We start from the raw sequence: 20,499 nt of genomic DNA, 5'->3' as shown, positions 1-20,499 counted from the left end.
CATGGCCTCGCGCACGAGTTCTGATAAACCCAACCACATCCTTGAAGATCAGGACGACGATGACGCCCTCACCTTTCTGGATGGGTTGGACGATAACGATAAAGTAAGCAGCACGCGCAGTCGCCCTAAGCGTCCACGTCCGACGACCCCAAACCAGCCCCCGGCCTCCACGTCACCCATGACCAAAAAGGATGAGGGGATTCACCGTATTCAGTATTACCGAGCCTTGCAGGGGTTCCTGCAAGCCATCCGTGAATCGGGGCCGCTGTACCAGGGCGAGCGTTTTCGCCATCCTGAATTGGACGATCAGGCCCTCAGGGCGCGAATAGGTGCTGCCTGCAACGACCACCTGGCCCTGGTTGACCTGTGTCTGAAGGTCAACAACGCTGACGCTGCCGACATTATGCTGCGTTATCAGCGCAGGTCACTAGCAACGGCCCTTGCCAATCTCTACCGCTACGCACCGATCAGTGAGGTGCGTGGGCTCGTCGAGGTGGCCCAGTCGTGGATGCTCAGCAGCACGGACTTCGAAAATGCCAGTGCTGACTACAACAGTCCGGATAACCTGCTTGCCGTGCGCATGACCCTGTTTACGGCGGCGTTGAAGACACAGTTGAACCTTGAGTCGATGTGGTGCTCCTTCACGCCAGCTGAGGTCATCCAGGAGCTCCAGCAGATCGCGGTCAGCCTCGCCAATGAGTTGGCCTACAACTGGAGTGTCCGCTCGGAGATTTCTGACAAGGAAAACCTCTTTCAGACCTCCCTGCCCCACTGCCTGGAAATCGTTGAGACCGCTTACAAAGAGATCGTTCTCAAAGAATTGCCACCCATTGAATACCTCTACACGGACACCGCCATGAAGCTGCCACGCTTCGAGGATGCAGTGGATGACATGGACGTGGGTTATGAGGATGAGGATCGCGAGGCGTTGTTTACGCGTGCTCGCGCCATGGTGCTCGGCTTGTTTCCGAAGCTGCGCCCGCCGACATTGCCGTTAAATGACACCTGCCGCTGGTACTCAGCCTATATCGCCGAAGTTGATCGCCTGTTGGCCCGAAGCTGGAACGATGCCGCCAATGCGTTCATGACCGAGATGCATGCGATGACGGCCCCGCAGCGGGCGAAGTATGTGGAAGAGAACCATTTGATGGACGCCAATCGGTGTTTTGATCGGTTTATGGATCATCTGGATGAAATAGAGGCCCCCCTGGCTGATGTGGAGATCGACTTCTCCAAGGTGGCAGACCGCGCCAAGCGCCACCTTGCCTGGCTCTGGGCCATTTCAGACTCGTTGATCGTCGCCAGGAAGGAATGTGTTCGTGAGGAGTTCACCTGATGATCGGGAACTCACACCGGCAGGCTCATCGGGATGTTGGGGTTAAACTCCCACTCCCCTGCTTCGAGCAGGCGGTGCTTAAGCTTGATGTAGGGCATGCAGGTCAGGCTCAAGTCGAACTGCTGCACCGGGCCAGAACGTTGATCATGGGCCTGCTTCCTGCGTTTGGGCTTCACCGGTCATGTTTACGTGTCACCCGCCCTTGGCATAGCGAGCTTATTCGCCAGATCGACAGCCTGTTAGCCCGCTGCTGGGAAGTTGCGGCCATGGATTTCCTCGCTGAGGTTTACGCCATGACTGATCTTCAACGCCAAGAGCTTCTGACTTACACACCATCAATGGACGCGGGTCACTGTTTTGACCGTTTCACCCACCAGTTGCTGGAAAGTAGGACATCGGCGGTGAAATACTTAGGTGTATCGATAACTCAGACCGGAATAAACGGCGCGAATCGTTGCACTGGGCAATTCATGGTTCATGTTACAGAGGCGCCAAGCCAAGCGTTTTCAGGGAGCTCATATGAATAAGTACGCAAAGAGCCTGCTGGCCATTGCCGTGTTGAGCGCCGTGTGCTCCTCGGCTCAGGCCTTCATAGTGCCGAACACCGACTTCAAGAAGTTTTCGATCATGGTCATGGATGATGTGAATCGCTCCATGGACTTCATCAAAAAAACGGGTCTGTATCAAGCCATTGATGCTGCCCGCGCTTATGACTACCAAGCCAGGATTGATGGTTGGAACAACGGCGCGGCCAACTGGGTCGCCAGGGTGAACCAGCAAGCTACCGATGTGTTTATGCTTAATCAGAAGGCCAACAGTATGCCCAGTCAGGATGCCTGCTCCACGGTATCTGTGCAGGGCGGTCTTGCTGAGGCGGTCTGCGGAGAAGGCGGAATTGCCGATGCTGTAGCTGAGCAGATGGGGATCAGTGACGCCGGCCCGCTGGAGATCTTGCAGAAGGCCAAAACCATCGTCGGTTCTTTGCTCCCAAAAGTAATCGGTGCCGCCGCGCCGGGTTCCGGTTCTGGTTCTGGTTCCGGTTCCGGCGCTGCCGATGCAGATACAGAAAGCACAAAGGCCTATAAGAGATTTGTAGCGGATGAAATCGCTGCGGTAGACAAAAACAAGGCCTGGGTAGACGCAGGAAAAGCTCTCAAAGCGAATGATCCAACCCTTCTATTGGTTACCTCTGACATGGCGCCTGCGTACTCCCCAGAGGAGCTGGAGATGGCGTTGAACATGGCACGACTCACCTACCCTCCCTTTGTCCGCAAATATGGCGAGGATCCGGTAAATGAGCGTGAAGCCGTCCAGGACTTGAGAAAGAAACTCCGCATCGAAACGGCCAACGCCACCATTGCTCGACAAATCGGTATGCGTACCAGCCTTGACCCCAATAAGCCTTCGAAGCTGATGGCTCTGGGTATGCCTGTGGCTATTAAGTTTGATGGCAACAGCGAAATCGATACGACTGGTGAATCTTGGATTCACAAGGTAGCGCTGAACAACAACACCACCCCTGCTGAGATGAGCAAGGAGTCATTGTTGATGACCGGTCTCAAATTCAACCAGGCACTGGAGCGTTACAAGTCGCAACTGGTCACGGAACAGATGATGCTGAACCGTTACCTCGTGAAATTGGAAACGCCTGCTAAGCGCGGGTGAGTCTGTTTTTAACGAACTTGCTCTTGGGTTTGCTCCAAGCCGAGAATAAATAAAGAGATCCCAGGAGCATTCGTATGTCTGAATTAAGCACCCTTGAGAAATGGCAGGTACCATCCTCGATGGGGCTGGGGGTTTGGTATTACTACCGGAACATTCTCCGGGGTAGCGACTACCTCAACAATCTCGTTCGAGAAACCTTCGCCTGGTGCGACAGTCGCCTTACGCCCGCGTTGCGCAGCATTTACGACGAGGGTCAGAATGCCCGTCCCCATGATCGCCCGGTTTATGGTTGGAATGGCGTTTTTCACCTGCTCGAAGGCGGCGGTGTGGACAAGGTCATCATCAAGCAGTTGGACGCGACCTTATCTCACATGGCTTATCGCCGTGGTGATGCCATTGACTACCTGCAGCTGAAAGAGTTTTTCGCGTACTGCGGGATTGATGGCATCTATGATTTTGAGAACAAGCGGCATTTCGCGGTTGAGCCCACTATCAAAGTGCTCCCACTCACGCTTTTGCCGGAAGTCTGGCAGAAACGTGAAGACATTGATGCTGCCCGTTTGGAGATCGCCAGCCTGATGGCTCCCAAAGGCTATCTGCAGGAGTTCGATGCCGAAATCGAGGAGCTGACGAGCAGCACCTGGAACGAGTATGGGAATGTGGCCAGGGCCAAAATATTCGAAGAAAATATCCTTCCGGACGATGCGTTTCAGAAAGCCTACATTGACGCTCACCCCGAAATGCATGCACCCCTGGCAAAAATCGAGGCGTTGAAAGCAGCTAAGCTCAGCCGCGAGGCCGAGATGAAGGAAAAGTTTGCTCCCTTGGGCGACGCTTTCAAACTGCCTGCCGTCGGAACTCCTTACAATCTGGACTGGCACAACTCATTCGAAAGCATCATGGGCCGCCAGACGGAGTTCAAAGACCGTCTAATGGCCTACCACAAAGAAAACTTGATCAAGCGATCTGACCCACGGTTCCTCAAGTTCAGCTTTGATTCGGTTCGGGTGCGTGCTTTTGCGATGTCTGACTGGGCGTTGAGAGACTTCAACATGAGTGAGGTCAATCGCGGTGTGAACGGCCCTATGCGCCGGCATGACGTGCCCCGTAATTTCGTGAGAGCCGTCCTGGAAGAAAAGGAAGATGGCCTTCTTGGCATTTTGCAAACCCCTCACCGTATCGAGTTCCTCGACCCGGAGAAGAAACGCTTCCGCCTGGTTTTCAATAACCTGGAGGTCGAGACCTTCACCATGGATCAAGTCATGGCGCTAAAGGCTGCCAACGACAAGGAGGATGCCAAGCTAGCCTTGGAGGACTCCCCGCTGGTCAGGAAGTACCACATTGAGCCTATTCCCCAGGTCGAGAAGGTGCCTCAAAAGCTGGAATGGGAGTTCCCTCCAGAATTGCAACACCTGGTGACCATGGTAGACGGTTTCGATGATGACGAAGACCTGGTCGAGGAAAGACAAATGCAAGCCTTCGATGCAGATATCGATGAGCGTCTGGCCGAACTGGCCAGTAAGAAAGAACACGAGGTGAATACCGTGGTACCGAATCAGAACCATGAGGCTCCTGAAAGCCCGTCTGCGCCGTTGGCGGAAGAAGGCACCCTTACGGGTGAAGTTAACGACCTCTCCTCTCCTGCGCCTTCCTCGCCCCCTTCCGCGCCTGCTGACGAGGTTTCTCCGGTAGAAGCTTCCAGCGATGTTCCGAACACCCAAGATGAGCCTGTTTTGGACGCTGAGCCTGGGATTGCATTGGACTCTCCAACTTCTGCCGAGGTAGGTGATGCTCCCGTTGAAAAACCGGCAGTTGAAACGGCTGCTGATTCAGTCGATCCAGTACTTTCGGATACGTCGTCCGCGCAGGCCCCTGATCTGGAGGCTGATGCAAAAAAACCGGTGGACGATAGTGAGAATGACATTCTGGTTCAGTTTGATGTCGCCAGGGAGTTGAATCCAGCATCCGCCGCACCAACTGCCGCCCCTGCCAAGCCGGGTAATCCAGAACTGACTGCCGATGAACTGGCCGCCAAATTGCAGAATCTCGTAGACGCACACGCCCTTTTTGGAATGGATGAAGAAGAACTTAAAACCCATCTAATCGAAGAACATGGGGTGTCTGAAGATACAAAGATACCTCCGGTATCCGCGAAAATGCGTGCAGAGGTAGATGAGTGGATGAAGACCGGAAAGATCCCAGAGGCACTCAAAGGCTCTGTGATTTCAAATAACGACCCTCGTGTTGAAAAGGCGAATGCCAAGCACGAGGAAGGCGTCAAACGCAGTGAGGCCGAGAAGGAGCGCCAGCGCAAATTCGAAGAGAAGCAGTCTGAGCGACTCAAGCAGATGGAGCAGCAGCGACCCATGAACCCGCGTGGGCCTGGCGGTGGTATGCCCGGCATGGGTATGGGCGGTGGTATGGGCGGTATGGGCGGTATGGGCATGCCTGGCATGCGCAATAATTCGCATCTTCCGCCGACCTACAACATCGATCTCGGTTTGAGCACCTTGTTTGGCGGTCTGCGTCGTGCTGGTCGAGCAACCATAGAGGGTGTTGGCAGCAGGGTTGCGGGCATAACGGTCGACGTTGAGCAGCGGGCCGCGCTCCTGAACACGAACGCTGACGAGATCGTGGCGATCCGCGAGCGGCTGGAGACCGGTAAAAACGCTGCCGGCGGAACATTGACGGCGGATGAGCTGCTGCAGAACTGGGGCGGGCTTAAGAATGCTGTGCAGAACATCAAAACCGGCCTGAAGGGCGTTGCACGATTGCCGGATGGCAAAATCACCGATGATCTGGTGGCGTCTTTGAAGCATGCGAGCAAAGTTGTCAATGACACCAAGCCGCTGGTGGATGAGTCAGCCAAGAAGCCAGGCAAGGTTGGTGAAGCTGCCAAGGAGGTTCAGGCGGCGATGAACAAAATCGTTGAGGCGCTGATGAAGCTGATCAAGATGCTTTTGAGTGCGTTCAGCAAAGAAAAATCAGCAGCTCCCGAGTTGTGATTCACGGGCAATTGACATTTGATGTTAATTGCCTAAGATCAGCGCCCGTGACGACACAAGGGCCTGATTAAAGGAGGTTTACCATGCAGGAAACGTATTACGTCAGTCTCGAGCCAACGAGTAACCAATGGCATGTGTCGCCGATCACTCATGATTTCCCTGATACGCATTGGGTGTTTCGCGTGTCGGCCCGATCTGAGCAGGAGGCCGTCCTCAAGGGTGTGGACTGCCATAAAGCGCTCACACTGATGCCAACGCCGTCGGAAATGAAGGTGCTTCGTGCCGTGTCCAGCCAAGTGGGCAAGCTCAAGCGCGTGGCCAGTGAAATCCTGGTCGTGCAGCTGGAGGATAAATGGCTACTTGAGGCACAGACATTGGCCGAGAAAGGCTTTTTTGACCTGGCTCACTACGACGAGTTGATCATTCACACCAACTCGGCGGGTTGGAAGGCAATTGAGCAGCACGTGGCTAAAACGGTTTCTCGCCAGCCTGAGTCGCTGAGCTTCAGCTACGGCTGATGCACAACCAACATTTAGATGAATTGCCACAAGTCCCGCGTCTGCGGGATTTTTTATTGGCCGGCGCCAGCGGCCTTGTACAACTCGAGCAGCCCCTTGGAACGTTGCATGAAGGCTTTCAGATCCGTGCCGGGAATGGTTATCGCGAAATCCTCCATTTTACCGGCCAGTATCATGGTCGCCATGTGGCGCCAGCTTTCCAGTCCCAGTATCACCCCGCGCCAGGCCCAGTGCACAACGTCCTGATCCGCATCTGCCGGCTGCTCCAGCAAGCGTTCAATCGCGGCGTAGTCCGTGATTGCCAGTACAAAGGCCTCTATCGTCGCATTGGTGTCGAAAAACTCCCGCCGCAGCGGGTCGACTGTTCGAAGGTAATCCAGTCCCTGCTCGTATTCGTCAGCGGCCAGGTGCGAACTGTTGAACCTTAGGGCGGCGTGAAACCAACTGCAGTTTCGATGCAAGGTGCGGAGCAAGCCGTACCTGGCCCAGAAATGAATGCCCTCAGCACTGCCGCTGGAGACGGTCAGCACGTGCCGGTATTCGTGATAGTTGTGCCGACCATGCGGCTCGCACAGCATCGCTTCGGTCACGGGCTTCTGCGCGTCGTTGCCTGGATAAGAGCGAGCATCGGTATAAGTCATGGGTTACCTCGGTTGGAGCTGGGGAAGCCCCGTCTCGTCCGTTTTGGGCGCTTGGCCGGTACACGATGGTCAATGGCTCAAGGAACCCGGCAGAACGCTATTGAGCCGCGCTGAATGCCTTGGGCCTCGATTTCCTGGGTGGCATCGCCGAATTGAAAATCCCGCCGAAGCGGGATCCTTGCATCAAGCGGCGCTGGCTTCCTGGCTGATGACCTTCTTGGCCAGAGACAACATGGTACCGCGCATCCAGTCGTCGTACTTGAGGTCATCACACAGAGTGTCAATGAAGGTGATCAAGCTCCCCTTCCCCTCTTCCTCGGCACTTTCGGCGGCGGCCTTGCGCAGGTTGTCCACAAATACGCTGTCGCGCTTCAAGTCCAGGTGTTGGGCATGGGCGTTGGCGTCAACCGTTGAAAACACCTTTGGCAACACCGTCAGCGGAATTTCCTCCACGCCGTCCAGGGTCACCGCGTAGATGTTCACCGTCATCTGCTCTTCGACCGGAGTCAAACGCAGTAGCCGGCCCGCAACGATGCGGTTGCCACTTTCATCGCCTTCCATCAGGGGCAGCTGACGGCTCTGCATGATCTTGAGGTTCATGTCCGCGACATTGAGGTAAGCCGGGCAGCCAGGCTCCAGGCGCTCATGACCGCCCCATGAGGTAAACGCTTCCAGCATCATGCCGTGCATTTTCCCTTCGCGGGCGATCTTCAACTGGAATCGTTTGGCACTGGCGCCGGCCACCTGGACGATGCCTGCGGCTAGCAGGATGGCCGCAATCGAACTCTCCTGCCAACGGGTACTGTGCGGCATCAAGAGCGCCCGAGCGCCGCTCAGGAGGTTGATGATCGGCAACAACTGCCCGATGTCACGAGTTTCATGGAGCATGTCGCCTACGATAATGGGCAACAGGTTCTTTTCCTTGGCTAGCTTGATCCCTTGTTCGAGCTTGCTGAAGGAGGCGGCCCAGGCGTCGTCTGCCCGGCCTACCCGGCGAGGCGAACCCAGCCAGGGGTCACCAATCACCAGAAAACCCGAAAGGCCCATCAGGGTGGTGGTTTCGATGTTGCTGAGCAGTTGATCACCCATGCTGATGGACTCCAAAAGGTTGGTCGCAGGTTGGGCAGATCCCGCCCAGCTCCTCGATGACTTGAGCGTATTCACGGTCGAGTTCTTCTTGCAGAGCCTTATTGGCATTGATCATCGTATTGCCTCTGACTAGCCGAGCCTGCAGGGTTTCAACGCTGGTGATCAGCGTCTCTGTCTCGGTGTGATCGGTGATCTCAACGGCTTCGAACGGGATGACATCTTTAATTTTGGACAGCGCTTCTACCTGGGCGCGGAGCTTTTTCAGCTGTTGACCGCTTTCAATGATGGCGGCGAGGTCATGCAATTCCGGTAGAGGAGCGAAGGGTTTGACGTCCAGGATGGGCAGCAGGGCTTTTTTCCGGCCTTGCAGGCTTTCCAATTGGCCGATGTCACTTTCCATTTGAGGATCGGTCATCAGCTCGACGTCAATCAGCACCTGTCGCTCGATTTTATCGCGGGCTTCACGGTAAATGACTTCCAGCTTCTGTAAACGCTCCAACTCGCTGATCCGCGATTCACGGGCTGCCGTACCGGTGAGTTCGACATCGATAATCGGTTCCTGATTACAGGCTGCAATACCTTCGTGATAGAAGGCGGCCAGCGTCTGCAAGCGCTCAAGCTCGTCAATGAAAGCCTCGCGGCCCTGCAACTCACGCTGGGAGTCTTCCAGCTGCTTGCACCGGGCAAACATGGCATCGCTGTCGAAATCCTTCTCAAGGATGATCGACATCACGGCCAAACGGTTTTGATGATTGAGCAACTCTTTGGCCAGGCGGGTGCGGTCTTGCCTGGCGGCGTTCAGGCGGGCGTTGAACTCCTGGATCATCTGTAACACGTCACGTGATTCCCGGCCCAGCGGCAGCATCACAGCGCGGTCGGTGGACGAGAATTCCGCCCCGAGCAAGTAGTTGGGCAGCTTTTGACTGTGGTAGTGGATGTTTTGTCCGTTTACCAGTGGCATAGCCAGGTACGTTTGCAACCAGTCAGGCTGGTTTTTACCATCATTGGAATATTTGATGGTAGCGCCTTGAGCATCCTTCAAGGTGATCTCGGTCTTTCCCTCACCGCTGCGAGCATAGCGCCAGTGCAGCGACATGCCTTCCTCAAGGCCCAGTTCGACCTCGAAGAACGGACGTTTGTGGGTGATTCGACGCGCCTTCGCATCAAACGTCGACAATTCGGAGATGGCCTGCATCAGCTTGCTCTTGCCGAGGTTGTTATCGCCAGTGATAACGTTCAGACCAGGCGAGAGTTCGATCAGGGCATTCTGCAGGCGCCCGAAGTTTTGCAGACGGACGTAGCGCAGGGCCGTGGCAGGCGGTTCATAGCCCTCCGGCGCTGGGCCCTCTTCACTCAGAATCCGTGAGTGGGTAATGCGACCTTCACGATGCAGCTCAATGACCCGGCCATAGCCCATGAAGTGACTGGCGGGGTGGTGACTGATGTAGAGCACCTGAATGCCCAACTTAATGGCCATCTGACTGATCACAGCGGCAAACGCAGGGATGTATTCCTCGCGCAAATGGCAGTCGGATTCGTCCAGCAGCAGCACACGGCGGTTGGGGTGGCGGGCAAGCACGATAAAGCGGATGGCCATGGCGGTGATGTTGCAGATGGAGCCACCCTGGTCTTCCGCAATGCTTTCCAGATCCCCGTCGTCAACCTCGATGTCGAAGTCCAGGGCTGCCTTATTGTTCTTGATGCCGGTGGTCAAGACGACCTTGCTGTGGTTTTCGGGCATGACCTCCTTGATCAGGTCAGTCAGGAGTCCTTCATACACGCCCTTGTTCTTGGCTTGTGCGCGAGTCTGAGCTTCGTTCAACGCCTTCAGAATGTCGTCTTTGCGCCCCAGAAGACGGTCTAGCTCGGCCATCTCTTGAGAAATGCGAGCGACCTCAGCTTGAGCGTGCTTGGCATTTTCGGTCAGGACAGAAAACTTACTGGCCGTTTGCATCACCTTTTGCTGAAGGTTCTTCATGGGCCTGGCTCCTTAGCTCACGCGCAGCGCAGCAACGGCAGCGTTGGCCGTAGAAATAATCGCTTCCACCACGTCCAGGGTATCTTCAGCGTCCTTCATAATGGTTGCGTCCATGGCTTTATCGGCCTGGAGTTTAGTACGCAACTCCGACACGTTGTCGGTGCCGTGGGCAGCAATGGACTTTTCGGTGGCTTTTTTGAGCTCTTCCTGGATGCTTTCCAGGCTCATGGCCATGCGATCCAGATCGCGACGGGCTGCGACCTGGCGCTCTTTGATTTTGGCCAGACGCTGGTTCGGGGAGATTTGAGCTTCTTGAGACATGGGATTACTCCGGGTTGGTGTTGATATCAATATACCATGAATTGCCAGAACGTCAATTTATGGCCAATGTTTATGGGTTTATTTCGTCACGACAGTGCCAGGCAGCCCCAGTAAACTGGCAGCCAACGGTGTTGCCATCCGACCCCGTGGCGTGCGTTGAATGTAGCCTTCCTGGAGCAGATAGGGCTCGACGGTGTCTTCCAGGGTGCCACTGTCCTCACTCAACGCAGCGGATAGCGTATTGAGGCCCACGGGGCCCCCAGAGAACGCGTCCACCAGGGCTCGCAGATAGTTCAAGTCTTGGGTCGACAAACCCTTGTCGTTGATGCGCAGCAGCTCCAGCGCCAGTGTGATGTGCTCAATGTCCTGACCAGAGTAGTTTTTTGTCTCCAACACGTCCCGCACCCGGCGTAAAAGGCGCAAGGCAATTCGCGGGGTGCCTCGGCTGCGCCGGGCGATCAGTTCGGCACTGGCCCGGCTTACGTCCATACCCAGTTTCTCTGCGGCGTTTGACACCACAGTGGTCAGGTCAGCCAACTGGTAATACTCAAACCGGAAGGTCATACCAAAGCGGTCGCGCAGCGGCGCGGAGAGATTGCCCGACCGGGTGGTTGCGCCGATCAGGGTGAATGGGGACAGCTGGATGCGCAAGGTCTTCTTTTCTACCTCCCCCACCATCACATCGAGCATGCCGTCCTCCATCGCCGAATACAGGATTTCTTCCACCTGGATAGGGATCCGGTGGATTTCGTCGATAAACAGCACGGCGCCAGGCTCCAGGCTCACCAGAAGCGGCGCTAGCGCTGTCGCGTCTTGCAGCAAAGGCCCTGACGTGGAGGTAAAAGGCCCTTCCATCTCATTGGCGATGATGTTGGCCAAGGTCGTCTTGCCGAGTCCAGGCGGGCCGGACAGCAAGACGTGGTCGAGCGTTTCCCCGCGTTTTTTGGCGGCCTCAATAAAAATTTCCAACTGTTCGACGATCACCGGCTGGCCGGCAAAGCGATTCAGGGTCAGCGGGCGTAGTGCTTTATCTTGTAGGTAGACATCTTCAACAACATCGGTGGTCATTCATCACTTCCGAGGGCGCCGGACAATAAAAATCGCCATGCGGGCATGGCGATGATGTTTGCTACGTGAGTCGGTGCTTCGCGCAGCGGCTGCTTACCGGGACGGGCCTGAGTTCGAGGGGCCTGACAGCGCCTGGCCTGGGTACTTGAAGATGGGGTTGTTCGTCCCCCTCGACAGTTCAAGCACGAATGGAGACGCCTTGGTGTACGCCGGCTTGCCAAATTTGACTTTGTACTTCGCGTAACTGATACCCAGCTTGCTCATTGCGCGGGTAATACCCACATAGGTAAGGCGACGCTCTTCCTCGACTTCCTCGTAGGACGGTTGTCTCTCCCCACCTAGCCCCGGCGTATTGTCTTCGTCCATGCCAGGCAGGTAAACATGTGGAAACTCGAGACCTTTGGAGGCGTGTAAGGTGGCCAAGACGACCATCTTTTCCAATTCACGCTCGGTTTTCTGCTTGCGGTCGATTAGCAGACTGAGCTCATCAAGGATGTCCTCAGGCTTGCGCCCTTGACCCAACTCGGCGAAAAACCGGTCAAATAGCATTTTGACGTTGGTCATGCGAGTTTCAGCCGCTTCGTCAACGGCGCCTTTGTCTTTGGCTGCTGCTTTCTTGAGTTTGGCGCCCATGTAGTAGTCCCACAGGCGGTAGACACTCTCGTGGATGTACTCGGGGTCTTCATTGCAGGCAACCAGCTGGCGAATGAGTTGCATCGACTCCTGGAGCGGCGCGACCTTTTGCGCCACGGCGGACAGCTCGCCCTTGGTGCCACGGGTCTTGGTGGACAGACTGGCAAGGTAGGCATGGGCCGAAATTTTTTCCTTGGCAATGGCCTTCTTCGCACTGGAGCTAGACACCCCAAAAGAGGTGTTTTCCAGTACCCGTAGAATGGCCATGTGATCCCAGGGGCGGAAGGTCATCCGCAGCAACGCGATGGAGTTTTTAACTTCAGCACGTTGATAAAAACCGACGTCGCCGATGATCTGGTAGTCGACACCCTGTTTGACCAGCTCTGCTTCGATCAGCGTTTTCGTGGCACGTTTGCGGTAAAGAACGGCAATGTCTTTGCCCTTGACGCCACGGCTCATGTCGCGCTTGATCGCCTGGGCGAGCATTTCCGCCTCTTCTTGTGCGGTTTTGAACTCGACAATGGACACTTTCGGCGGGTTACCGGTGTATTTCTTGCCCTTCTGCAACTGCCCATCGGTTGCCTTTTCGTTCATGTGTCGAGCCACGCAGTTGGCGGCTTCGAGAATTGGAGCTGTGGAGCGGTAGTTAAAATCCAGCTCAATTACGCCGGCATTCCAGCGCTTGGCGAATCCAAGAATAATTCTGTTATCCGATCCCCGGAAACCGTAAATGGCCTGTTTGTCGTCGCCCACCACGAACAGGTTTCTGTGGTGCTTGGCGATTTCCTCAATGATTGCATCCTGCACCGGGTTGGTGTCTTGGTACTCGTCGAGCATGATGTGGCGGAATTTTTGGGCCAGATCCTGGCCGACTGTCGGGTCTTTCTTCATCAAAGTCAGTGCAGTGACCATGATGTCGTCAAAGTCGATGCCATTGGCTGCCCGGCACAACGCGTTGTAGTGATTCCAGACGTCGACGGTCAAGCGGTAGGCGACTTCATTCACATCGCCAAATCCGATCTTCTCCCGGCCATACATGTCAGGGGTAAGACCCCTGGCACGCGCCGCCGCCATTTCAACCTTGATCACTTTGGCAAAGCCGAGTTCATCAATAAGTTCCTGGGATGGCTCATCCAGCGACTTGATGGCTTCGTTAAAGATGGTTTCGGCTTCACTCTCATCGAGAATTACGCATTCCGCCATGTTGAGGTTTGTACTCAACAAATAGGGGTGCTCAAAATTCGCTTTGAGGATGTGGCGGAAAATCAGCGAGTGAAAGGTACCTGCGGCAATGTGCTGGGCTTCTTCACCAACCATGACCTGCAGACGTTCAACGATTTCGCCAGCACCTTTATTGGTAAAGGTCACCAACATCAACTGGGTGGCGGGAGTACCTCTATGCAGCATCATGCAGGTACGACGCGTCAGTACGGTCGTTTTACCCGAACCAGCGCCTGCGATCACAGCCCACGGGCCTTCCTCGACCAAAACAGCTTTGCGCTGGGCGTCGTTCATGCCGGACAAGAGCAACTCAATTTGAGCGTCTTTGTCGGTCAGGCTTCTGATATTGGCAAGGGTGATCGGTACGCTCACGGGCTGCTCCAAACGGGGAAGGCTTCCTTTGATTCATGATCGCATCAAACGCCAATCCAGAACAATAGCGTTATATTGACACTCCGGAGCTTCAATGGAAGAATAACTGACAGCAGGCATTTATCCTGTGACAGGTCTATGCCCCCACCCATCGATAATCAAATTAATGTAAAGGTTCAACATGGCTAATGAAGCTGATCAGGCAGCAGAAGCGGAAGAGGTTTTCCTCAGGGTTAGTCTCCTCAATGCGCAGGCCGATCCCAACAAACTGGAGGTTGAGCCCGAGGGCGAATGCCTGTTTTGTTTTGAACCGCTGGCCAAGCCGCGCCGCTGGTGTGACAAAAGCTGCATGGACGACTGGCAAGCTGCTGAAGATAGCGCAATGCGCTATGGCAGGAAGTCTCCCGATAAATCGGTTGAGTGATGAGCACCCGCTCGCTATCCGGACTCAAATTGCCTGATGTTCAGCGCATGTCGCTGACTGACTATCGGGCATTGACCCAAGGTGGTGCTGCGAGCGCTGCAAAGCCCTCTACCCCTCGCCAGCGTCAGCCCTTGCGCCTTGAAATGGCACCGGGCGGCGAGAACAAAGGCGATAAATTGCCGGCAGCTCCAGAAAAGGCTAAAAAGGCCACGTCTAATGCCAAGAGCAAGCCGCCTGGCAAGCCATCCGGAAAGTCGACCTCTCAGCAAACCATGACCAGCGCTCAATACCGTGAACTCATGGCGGGCGGCGGCAAGGGCGTGCGGGAGTCAAAGCCCAATAAAATGGGTGCCATCAAGGTCTATACCGAAGAAGGTAAATTCGACTCCAAGGAAGAGTATCGTCGCTACCTGACACTCAAAATGTTGCAGGCGGGCGGTGTGATCTCGGACTTGCGCCGGCAAGTAACCTATTCGCTTGACGCCGGTGGTGTGCACATCAGCAACTACGTGGCCGACTTCGTGTACGTCAGCGAGGGCGAGGTGGTCGTTGAGGACTCGAAAGGGTTCAAGACGGCCACTTACATCCAGAAGCGCCGGCTCATGAAAGAAATCCACGGCATCACCATCCTCGAAACGGGCAAAAGTTGCTCTCGCCCACCATCAGCCAAGCGGCCTCGAGGATAAGCTGTGAGCGATCTCCCACCCGAACAACCACTGACGCTGATGCAGATTGATTATTGCGTCAGTCAGGCTGCCAAGCAGAATCCTGGCGCTTCGCCGTGGATGCTAAAGACCCTACTGGCGGTAGAGGGCGGCCAGATCGGCACCATCCGAAAGAATACCGACGGTTCGTATGACCTCGGGCCCATGCAGATCAATACCATCCACCTGTCCAATATCTTTCGACAGCTGGGGTTTAGTGCTCGAGATTTGGTGTTCAATGCCTGTAAGAACATCTCTGCCGGCGCCTGGCTACTGGCCCAGCACATGAAGGACGCTGATGGTCACTACTGGCTGGCCATGGGCAACTACCACTCGAAAACCCCATCGCGGCGGTCGATCTACCTGCGAAAGGTGGGGGAAGCCTACGCACGACTGCTGGCGGGGAGTCGAACCGGGCAGGAATCGCAAGCAATGGGTCGCTCCACCAACTGGGGCCGAGACCCGAGCATGGTCGTGCCGTCCCTGACCCGCCTGGAAGAAATAATCAACACCAACCCAGGGGCCCTGCAGGCGCCCGTGGGCCGCTCTATTGCGCGACAAGAGCCACCAAAGCCAAAGGTTATTACCATCGATAACCGGCGCAAAACCTTGAGGTTTATTGATTGATGAAACGTATACCGATATTGCCGGGGACGCCCTCCTCCTTTTCACCAGTTGAGGGGGTGTGAACCATGCGTTTATTTATTGCGGAAAAACCGACTGTCGCCAGAGCCCTTGCGGCTGAACTGGGCGTTACCAGCAAAGGTGATGGCTTTATCCTGTGCGGGACTGACTACGTCACCTGGTGTTTTGGCCACTTGTTGGAGCAGGCTCCCCCGGATGAATACCTGCCGGATAACATCCCAACGACCAAATCAGGCAACAAGGTCTGGCGCGAGTGTGATCTGCCCATCATTCCCACGACGTGGAAGCTGCACCCGAAAAAAGAGTCCAAAGATCAGCTCGCTGTCATTGGCAAGCTTCTAAAACAAGCAACCCTCATCGTCAACGCCGGCGACCCCGACCGAGAAGGTCAATTGCTCGTGGATGCGGTTATTGAGCATTTTCACGCCAAGGCGCCGGTGAAACGCTACCTGGCCGCCGCCGTCGACTCCGTGAGTATTCAACGTGGCCTGGCTGACCTGAAGGACAACAAAGGTTACGTGGGCTGGGGATATGCGGCGCAGGGCCGTGGTCGTGCCGACTGGTTGATCGGCATGAACTTGACGCGTGCCTATACCCTTCGGGCTAAACGCGGTGGTGGTAACGCCCTCCTCGCCCTGGGCCGAGTCCAGACGCCTACCCTGATGCTGGTGGTTGAGCAAGATCGCAAGATCGAAGCCTTCAAGGCGGTAGACCACTTCAAGGTCAATGGTGGGTTTGTCCATGCCAATGGCACGTTCAGCGCGGACATGGACTTCAAAGAGGATCAGCCCGGTCTGGACGCTGAAGGCCGCCTGACGATTGAGGCGGAAGCGAAAACACTCGTCGACCGCGTCAACCGGAAAGATGGCCTCGTGGTTGGTCATAGCCACGAAGCGGAGAAGGAAGGTCACCCGAAGTGCTATTCGCTGGCAGACATAACTTTGGCGGCGTCCAAGAAGTTCGGTTATTCAGCCGATCAGACGCTTAAGATTTGCCAGGCTTTGTACGACGGCAAATTGGCCACCTACCCGCGTACCGATTGCCCTTACCTGCCTGAATCGCAGTTTGGCGACGCCCCCCGGATCCTTTCAGCCCTGAAGAAAAACCAGGCAGCATCGGATTCGTACATCGACGGTGCGAACACGAAGATCAAATCGAAAACCTGGGATGACTCCAAGGTTACCGCTCACCACGGCATCATACCGACCTCGCACATCGGCAGTTTGGGCAGTTTGTCGCCGGAACAGCGAAACCTGTATGACCTGATTGTGTGCAGTTACCTGGCCCAGTTCTACCCGATGCATGCGTACATGAGCACCAAGATTGTGATCGAAGTTGAAGGTGAGCGTTTCAGCGTCTCTGGCAGGACGGTCACCGATATGGGCTGGAAAGCGGTCTACGTTGACGAAGACGAAGAAGACAACAAGAAAAAGAAGCCGGCGCAGATTCTGCCTCCGGTGAAAAAAGGCGACTCGGTCAATTGCGCCAAGGCAGCGATCAAAGCGGTCAAAACCGATCCGCCTAAGCGGTTTACCGAAGGTTCGTTGGTGAAGGCGATGGAGAACATCCATAAATTCATCAGCGATCCTGCGCTCAAGAAAGAGTTGAAGGACGGTGACGGTATCGGTACCTCGGCGACCCGCGCTTCGATCATCACCGAACTCAAGCGCAAGGAATACCTGGAGCTCAAAGGTAAGGCGATTGTCAGTACGGCGTTAGGTCGAAGCTTGATCGACGCGGTACCTGACGAGGTGCGCAGCCCAATCCTGACCGCGTTGTTCGAGCGGATGCTCAAAGACATCGAACGCACCGGGCATGGCTTGGAAGATTTCGTTCGCTCGCAGGAAGAGTTTGTTCGCGCCCAGGTGGCAGCGGCCAACAGCGGTGTGATCACCAATTTCCTGAGCAAAGGCACCACCGCCCGCCCCGTCCAGACGGGCCCCTTTGTCATGAGTGAGGCGCAGGTCAAGTTTCTGGCCCAGGTCGAGGCAGCGGCTGGTGTTAAAGCGACCGATGAAGAAAAGGCGGATCGTCATTTGATCCGTGCATTCATCGACCGTCATAAACCGACGGAGCCTTCTGAAGCGCAGGTGAAGTTCGCCCGTGACCTGGCGGCCAAGTTGCCGGCTGACAAGCAGCCTAAGCCGGAGACGTTCACCAATCGTGACCTGTGCAAGGCCTTCATCGACGCTCAAATGGCGAAGAAGAATGGCTCCGGCAAGGGTGGTTCTGGTAAAACTGGTAGTTCCTCAGGTGGCGCGAAGGGCGGCACTAAGAGCGGTGCGGCGGGTGGCGCCTCTAGGGGGGCGGCTAGATCCAGCTCCACCACAGGCAGGAGAAAACCCTGATATGCGCGTTCGTTTTGAAAAACTCTATTCCGTGGAATTGTGCCGTGCGCACCCGGATGAGATCTTTGTCTTTGGTGACAACTTGATTCATGCCGGCCAGCGCAAAGGTGCCGGGCAGGCGGAGATCCGCTTTGAGCCAAATGCTTGCGGAATTCCCACCAAACGCTTGCCAAGCACCAAGGATGAGGCGTATTTCAGCGACCAGGAAGATGAGATCAAGGCTGTTCGGGACGCTCTGGCGAACCTCTACAGACTCGCCAAGACCAAACGGCTGGTATTCCCTTTGGATGGGATCGGGACAGGCCGAGCGAAAATGTCGGAGAAGAGTCCAAAAGCCTGGGCTTACTTGAACAAGATCCTCGAGGAACATTTTGAGGTGGAAAACGGCAAGAAGATGAAGATCAAGAGCCCAGATCTGACGCCTTGAAGACTGTCGACGAAAGAGGCCCTTGCTCCGCAAGGGCCTTTTTTATGGAGCGTGACGGAGTCGGGCGCGTAGTGCGGCACTAAACTCCGCCCCTGACGTGATCAGCTCGGTAGGTTTGGCAAACAACCAACCCTGCCCATGGGTAATGCCGGCAGATCGAAGCCAAGCGAGTTGAGCCGTGTTGTCAATGTGTTCGGCGACGATTGGGATGGCGAGCATCGCCGCGAAGCTTATCGCGGCTCTGACGGCCTCCTGCGCGGTTTTAGAGTGCAATACCCGTGTCGTGAGTTTGGATGAAAGCTTGAGGTAGTTGAGATGCAGGTGCTGCACCACACAGAGTTTGGCAAAGCCGTCGCCGACATCGTCCAGGCCAACACTGCAGCCCTGCTGTTTCAGGCGGCGGACAAACCCCTGCGCCCTATCCATGTGCTGGATGGGCCAGGTTTCAGTGATTTCAAAGCTCAACAGGCCCAAGGGGCGCATCTGCAGCAGACTGGAGAGCACTTCGTGCTGAAAGCAGGGATTGAGCAGGCTCAGCGCCGAAACGTTGATGGCGATGGGTACAGGCGGTTTCCCGAGCCGATCAATCTGCTCCAGTGCGTGCGCCAACGCGTGGAGATCGATCTCAATGACAGAGCCACGCTTCTCGAAGGCCCGGACGTAGGCTTCGATATCGGTCACCCCCTCGACTCGCAACAAGGCTTCCTGTCGCACAATGTCCAGGGTATTGAGATCAACAATAGGCTGATATTGATATTGGAGGTTAATAGTCCCCATAAAACCACTTTTTTCTTTTATGGTACGAGGCTAAATCAGATTTGAATAGGCGCGGTATTTCTGGAAGTTGGTTATATTATTTGAATAAGGAACTTTATGATTATCAGTGAACGACATGAAGTGGATTCCAAGTCGCGCTGGATCTGCGTGGGTGAACTGGGTGGGCACTTTGATGCGTTGCAACGCCTGCTGATCAAGGTCGACTTTCAGCCGTCAACGGATCTGCTGGTACTGCCGGGGAACTTCCTGGGCGTTACGCCGACGTCGCGCATGGCGCCAGCTTGGCTGGCCAAGCCCTGGGTTAAGGCAATCCTGGGCGAGCATGAAATTGCCTTGATCGCGCAGCTGCGCGGTGAGCGCACGCCAACGCTCGTGGGCCAATGGCTACGCAAGATGAGTCAGGAACAGCAGGCTCTGCTGAAGACTCAGCTTGGTGTTCTCCCCATGACTCTCGAGCTCCGCAAGGCGGACTCGGTCAGCCTGGTCAGCCATCGTCACATCCCCTTGGGGGCATCCTGGTCAGGAACAAAGGCTCAAATGGAGGCATCGACCAGCTATTCGGAGGCGCTCGGCAAAATGGGTTCGCGTTTGGATGGCCTAAAAGCGGGTGGTTTTATTGGTAAGCCCGAACATAAGGCAATAGATGATATTTGCCTTAACATTTCTTCACTGGTAGTTGAGAAACCGACTCGAATATATTCAAGAAATGCCAACCGCTGCATCCTGTTAAGTTCCGCGCCGATTAACCAGGGACGCCGGTTTGACTGCCCTGCTCTCTTGCCCTTTGTCGAACTTAGCAGTTTAATTGAACAAAATTTGGAGAAGTCAAAATGCCAAGGCCTGCTGGACACGCTGTCAAACTCGTAAGCGAAGATGCGCTTTTGTACGAGACTGCCCTCAAACGTCGCTCAACCCAACGCCTGGCGCTGGGAATCGTGCTGGGCCTTGTGGCGCTTGGTCTGATTTTGGCGTCGTTCATACCGATTATTGCCAAATCCACCATCCCGCTGTTGTGGATCGAATACGCCAACGCCCACGGCTGGACGAAGGAGCTGCAGGAAATCGGCACAAAGCTGATTGCCAACGGGAGGATCGAGATCTATCCGCTGTGGGTCAGCTACGTGATTATGGCGGTCGGAGGCGTTCTGGGTTGGCTCGCGGCGCACATTGTGCGTAACCGCCACTCCACTACCCTGCTGGGTGATTTGTTGACCAAAAGCTACTGGCTGCACTTTTATTGGGTGAAAAAGCCAGGCGAAACCCTGGTTGTCAATTTTCACTCCAATAAAAAAAACCCGAAATAATCCAGCCCATAAAAAAGCCCAGG

19 protein-coding genes are annotated in these 20,499 nt (G+C 55.4%); 11 read left to right on the top strand and 8 right to left on the bottom strand.

Annotation, left to right across the window (positions count from 1 at the left end):
* Window position 1 precedes the first annotated feature (1 nt).
* Window positions 2-1,336, top strand: coding sequence for a hypothetical protein (locus tag NQL71_RS33355; RefSeq protein WP_274643868.1), 1,335 nt, complete (start codon window positions 2-4; stop codon window positions 1,334-1,336).
* 11 nt (window positions 1,337-1,347) lie between these two features.
* Here NQL71_RS33355 and NQL71_RS33350 read toward each other — a convergent pair whose 3' ends face one another.
* Window positions 1,348-1,512: a hypothetical protein gene (locus NQL71_RS33350; protein ID WP_274643867.1), complete on the bottom strand. Its 165-nt coding sequence runs from the start codon at window positions 1,510-1,512 to the stop codon at window positions 1,348-1,350.
* Window positions 1,513-1,855: 343 nt separating this feature from the next.
* Between NQL71_RS33350 and NQL71_RS33345 the strand changes: the two genes are divergently transcribed.
* From NQL71_RS33345 to NQL71_RS33335, 3 genes are all read left to right on the top strand, one after another.
* The gene (locus NQL71_RS33345; RefSeq protein ID WP_274643866.1) at window positions 1,856-3,001 is read left to right on the top strand and encodes a hypothetical protein; all 1,146 of its coding nucleotides are present in this window, start codon (window positions 1,856-1,858) and stop codon (window positions 2,999-3,001) included.
* Between the two features lie 74 nt (window positions 3,002-3,075).
* Window positions 3,076-6,006: a hypothetical protein gene (locus NQL71_RS33340; protein WP_274643865.1), complete on the top strand. Its 2,931-nt coding sequence runs from the start codon at window positions 3,076-3,078 to the stop codon at window positions 6,004-6,006.
* A gap of 83 nt (window positions 6,007-6,089) precedes the next feature.
* Window positions 6,090-6,524, top strand: a complete 435-nt coding sequence (locus tag NQL71_RS33335) for an NADPH-dependent FMN reductase family protein (RefSeq protein WP_274643864.1) — start codon at window positions 6,090-6,092, stop codon at window positions 6,522-6,524.
* A gap of 53 nt (window positions 6,525-6,577) precedes the next feature.
* Here the strand turns inward: NQL71_RS33335 and NQL71_RS33330 are convergent, their stop codons facing one another.
* From NQL71_RS33330 to NQL71_RS33305, 6 genes are all read right to left on the bottom strand, one after another.
* A complete protein-coding gene (locus NQL71_RS33330; RefSeq protein ID WP_274643863.1) occupies window positions 6,578-7,165 on the bottom strand; it encodes a hypothetical protein in 588 nt (195 codons plus the stop codon).
* 183 nt (window positions 7,166-7,348) lie between these two features.
* A complete protein-coding gene (locus NQL71_RS33325) occupies window positions 7,349-8,254 on the bottom strand; it encodes a hypothetical protein (protein ID WP_274643862.1) in 906 nt (301 codons plus the stop codon).
* Window positions 8,247-10,232, bottom strand: coding sequence for an AAA family ATPase (locus NQL71_RS33320; RefSeq protein ID WP_274643861.1), 1,986 nt, complete (start codon window positions 10,230-10,232; stop codon window positions 8,247-8,249). The genes NQL71_RS33325 and NQL71_RS33320 overlap by 8 nt, the downstream gene beginning before the upstream one ends.
* Window positions 10,233-10,244: 12 nt before the next feature.
* Window positions 10,245-10,553, bottom strand: coding sequence for a hypothetical protein (locus NQL71_RS33315; RefSeq protein WP_274643860.1), 309 nt, complete (start codon window positions 10,551-10,553; stop codon window positions 10,245-10,247).
* A gap of 78 nt (window positions 10,554-10,631) precedes the next feature.
* Window positions 10,632-11,621 carry a Holliday junction branch migration DNA helicase RuvB gene (gene ruvB, locus NQL71_RS33310; RefSeq protein WP_274643859.1) on the bottom strand — a complete coding sequence of 330 codons (990 nt, stop codon included), beginning with the start codon at window positions 11,619-11,621 and terminating at the stop codon, window positions 10,632-10,634.
* A 93-nt stretch (window positions 11,622-11,714) separates the two neighbouring features.
* Window positions 11,715-13,847, bottom strand: a complete 2,133-nt coding sequence (locus tag NQL71_RS33305; RefSeq protein ID WP_274643858.1) for an ATP-dependent helicase — start codon at window positions 13,845-13,847, stop codon at window positions 11,715-11,717.
* Window positions 13,848-14,028: 181 nt separating this feature from the next.
* On the opposite strand from NQL71_RS33305, the gene NQL71_RS33300 reads away from it, so the two are divergent.
* The 5 genes from NQL71_RS33300 (at window position 14,029) to NQL71_RS33280 (ending at window position 18,395) form a co-directional block, all read left to right on the top strand.
* A complete protein-coding gene (locus NQL71_RS33300) occupies window positions 14,029-14,271 on the top strand; it encodes a hypothetical protein (RefSeq protein WP_274643857.1) in 243 nt (80 codons plus the stop codon).
* A gap of 47 nt (window positions 14,272-14,318) precedes the next feature.
* Complete coding sequence (locus tag NQL71_RS33295) at window positions 14,319-14,957, top strand: DUF1064 domain-containing protein (protein WP_274643856.1); 639 nt, start codon at window positions 14,319-14,321, stop codon at window positions 14,955-14,957.
* A 3-nt stretch (window positions 14,958-14,960) separates the two neighbouring features.
* Window positions 14,961-15,602: a lytic transglycosylase domain-containing protein gene (locus NQL71_RS33290; protein WP_274643855.1), complete on the top strand. Its 642-nt coding sequence runs from the start codon at window positions 14,961-14,963 to the stop codon at window positions 15,600-15,602.
* 65 nt (window positions 15,603-15,667) lie between these two features.
* The gene (locus NQL71_RS33285; RefSeq protein ID WP_274643854.1) at window positions 15,668-17,968 is read left to right on the top strand and encodes a DNA topoisomerase 3; all 2,301 of its coding nucleotides are present in this window, start codon (window positions 15,668-15,670) and stop codon (window positions 17,966-17,968) included.
* 1 nt (window position 17,969) lies between these two features.
* Window positions 17,970-18,395, top strand: coding sequence for a DUF7831 domain-containing protein (locus tag NQL71_RS33280; protein WP_274643853.1), 426 nt, complete (start codon window positions 17,970-17,972; stop codon window positions 18,393-18,395).
* A gap of 42 nt (window positions 18,396-18,437) precedes the next feature.
* Here NQL71_RS33280 and NQL71_RS33275 read toward each other — a convergent pair whose 3' ends face one another.
* Window positions 18,438-19,172, bottom strand: coding sequence for an EAL domain-containing protein (locus NQL71_RS33275; protein ID WP_274643852.1), 735 nt, complete (start codon window positions 19,170-19,172; stop codon window positions 18,438-18,440).
* Between the two features lie 96 nt (window positions 19,173-19,268).
* On the opposite strand from NQL71_RS33275, the gene NQL71_RS33270 reads away from it, so the two are divergent.
* Together NQL71_RS33270 and NQL71_RS33265 are read left to right on the top strand one after the other, a co-directional pair.
* Entirely contained in the window at window positions 19,269-20,039 is a 771-nt protein-coding gene (locus NQL71_RS33270) for a metallophosphoesterase family protein (RefSeq protein WP_274643851.1), read from the top strand.
* The gene (locus NQL71_RS33265) at window positions 20,003-20,476 is read left to right on the top strand and encodes a hypothetical protein (protein WP_274643850.1); all 474 of its coding nucleotides are present in this window, start codon (window positions 20,003-20,005) and stop codon (window positions 20,474-20,476) included. Before NQL71_RS33270 ends, NQL71_RS33265 begins: the two co-directional genes overlap by 37 nt.
* Window positions 20,477-20,499 lie beyond the last annotated feature (23 nt).

It is taken from the genome of Pseudomonas serbica (genome assembly GCF_028823535.1).
Taxonomy (GTDB): Bacteria; Pseudomonadota; Gammaproteobacteria; order Pseudomonadales; family Pseudomonadaceae; genus Aquipseudomonas; species Aquipseudomonas serbica.
Note: the sequence above shows the minus strand (reverse complement) of the source record. Positions and strands in the feature narration are given on the sequence as shown.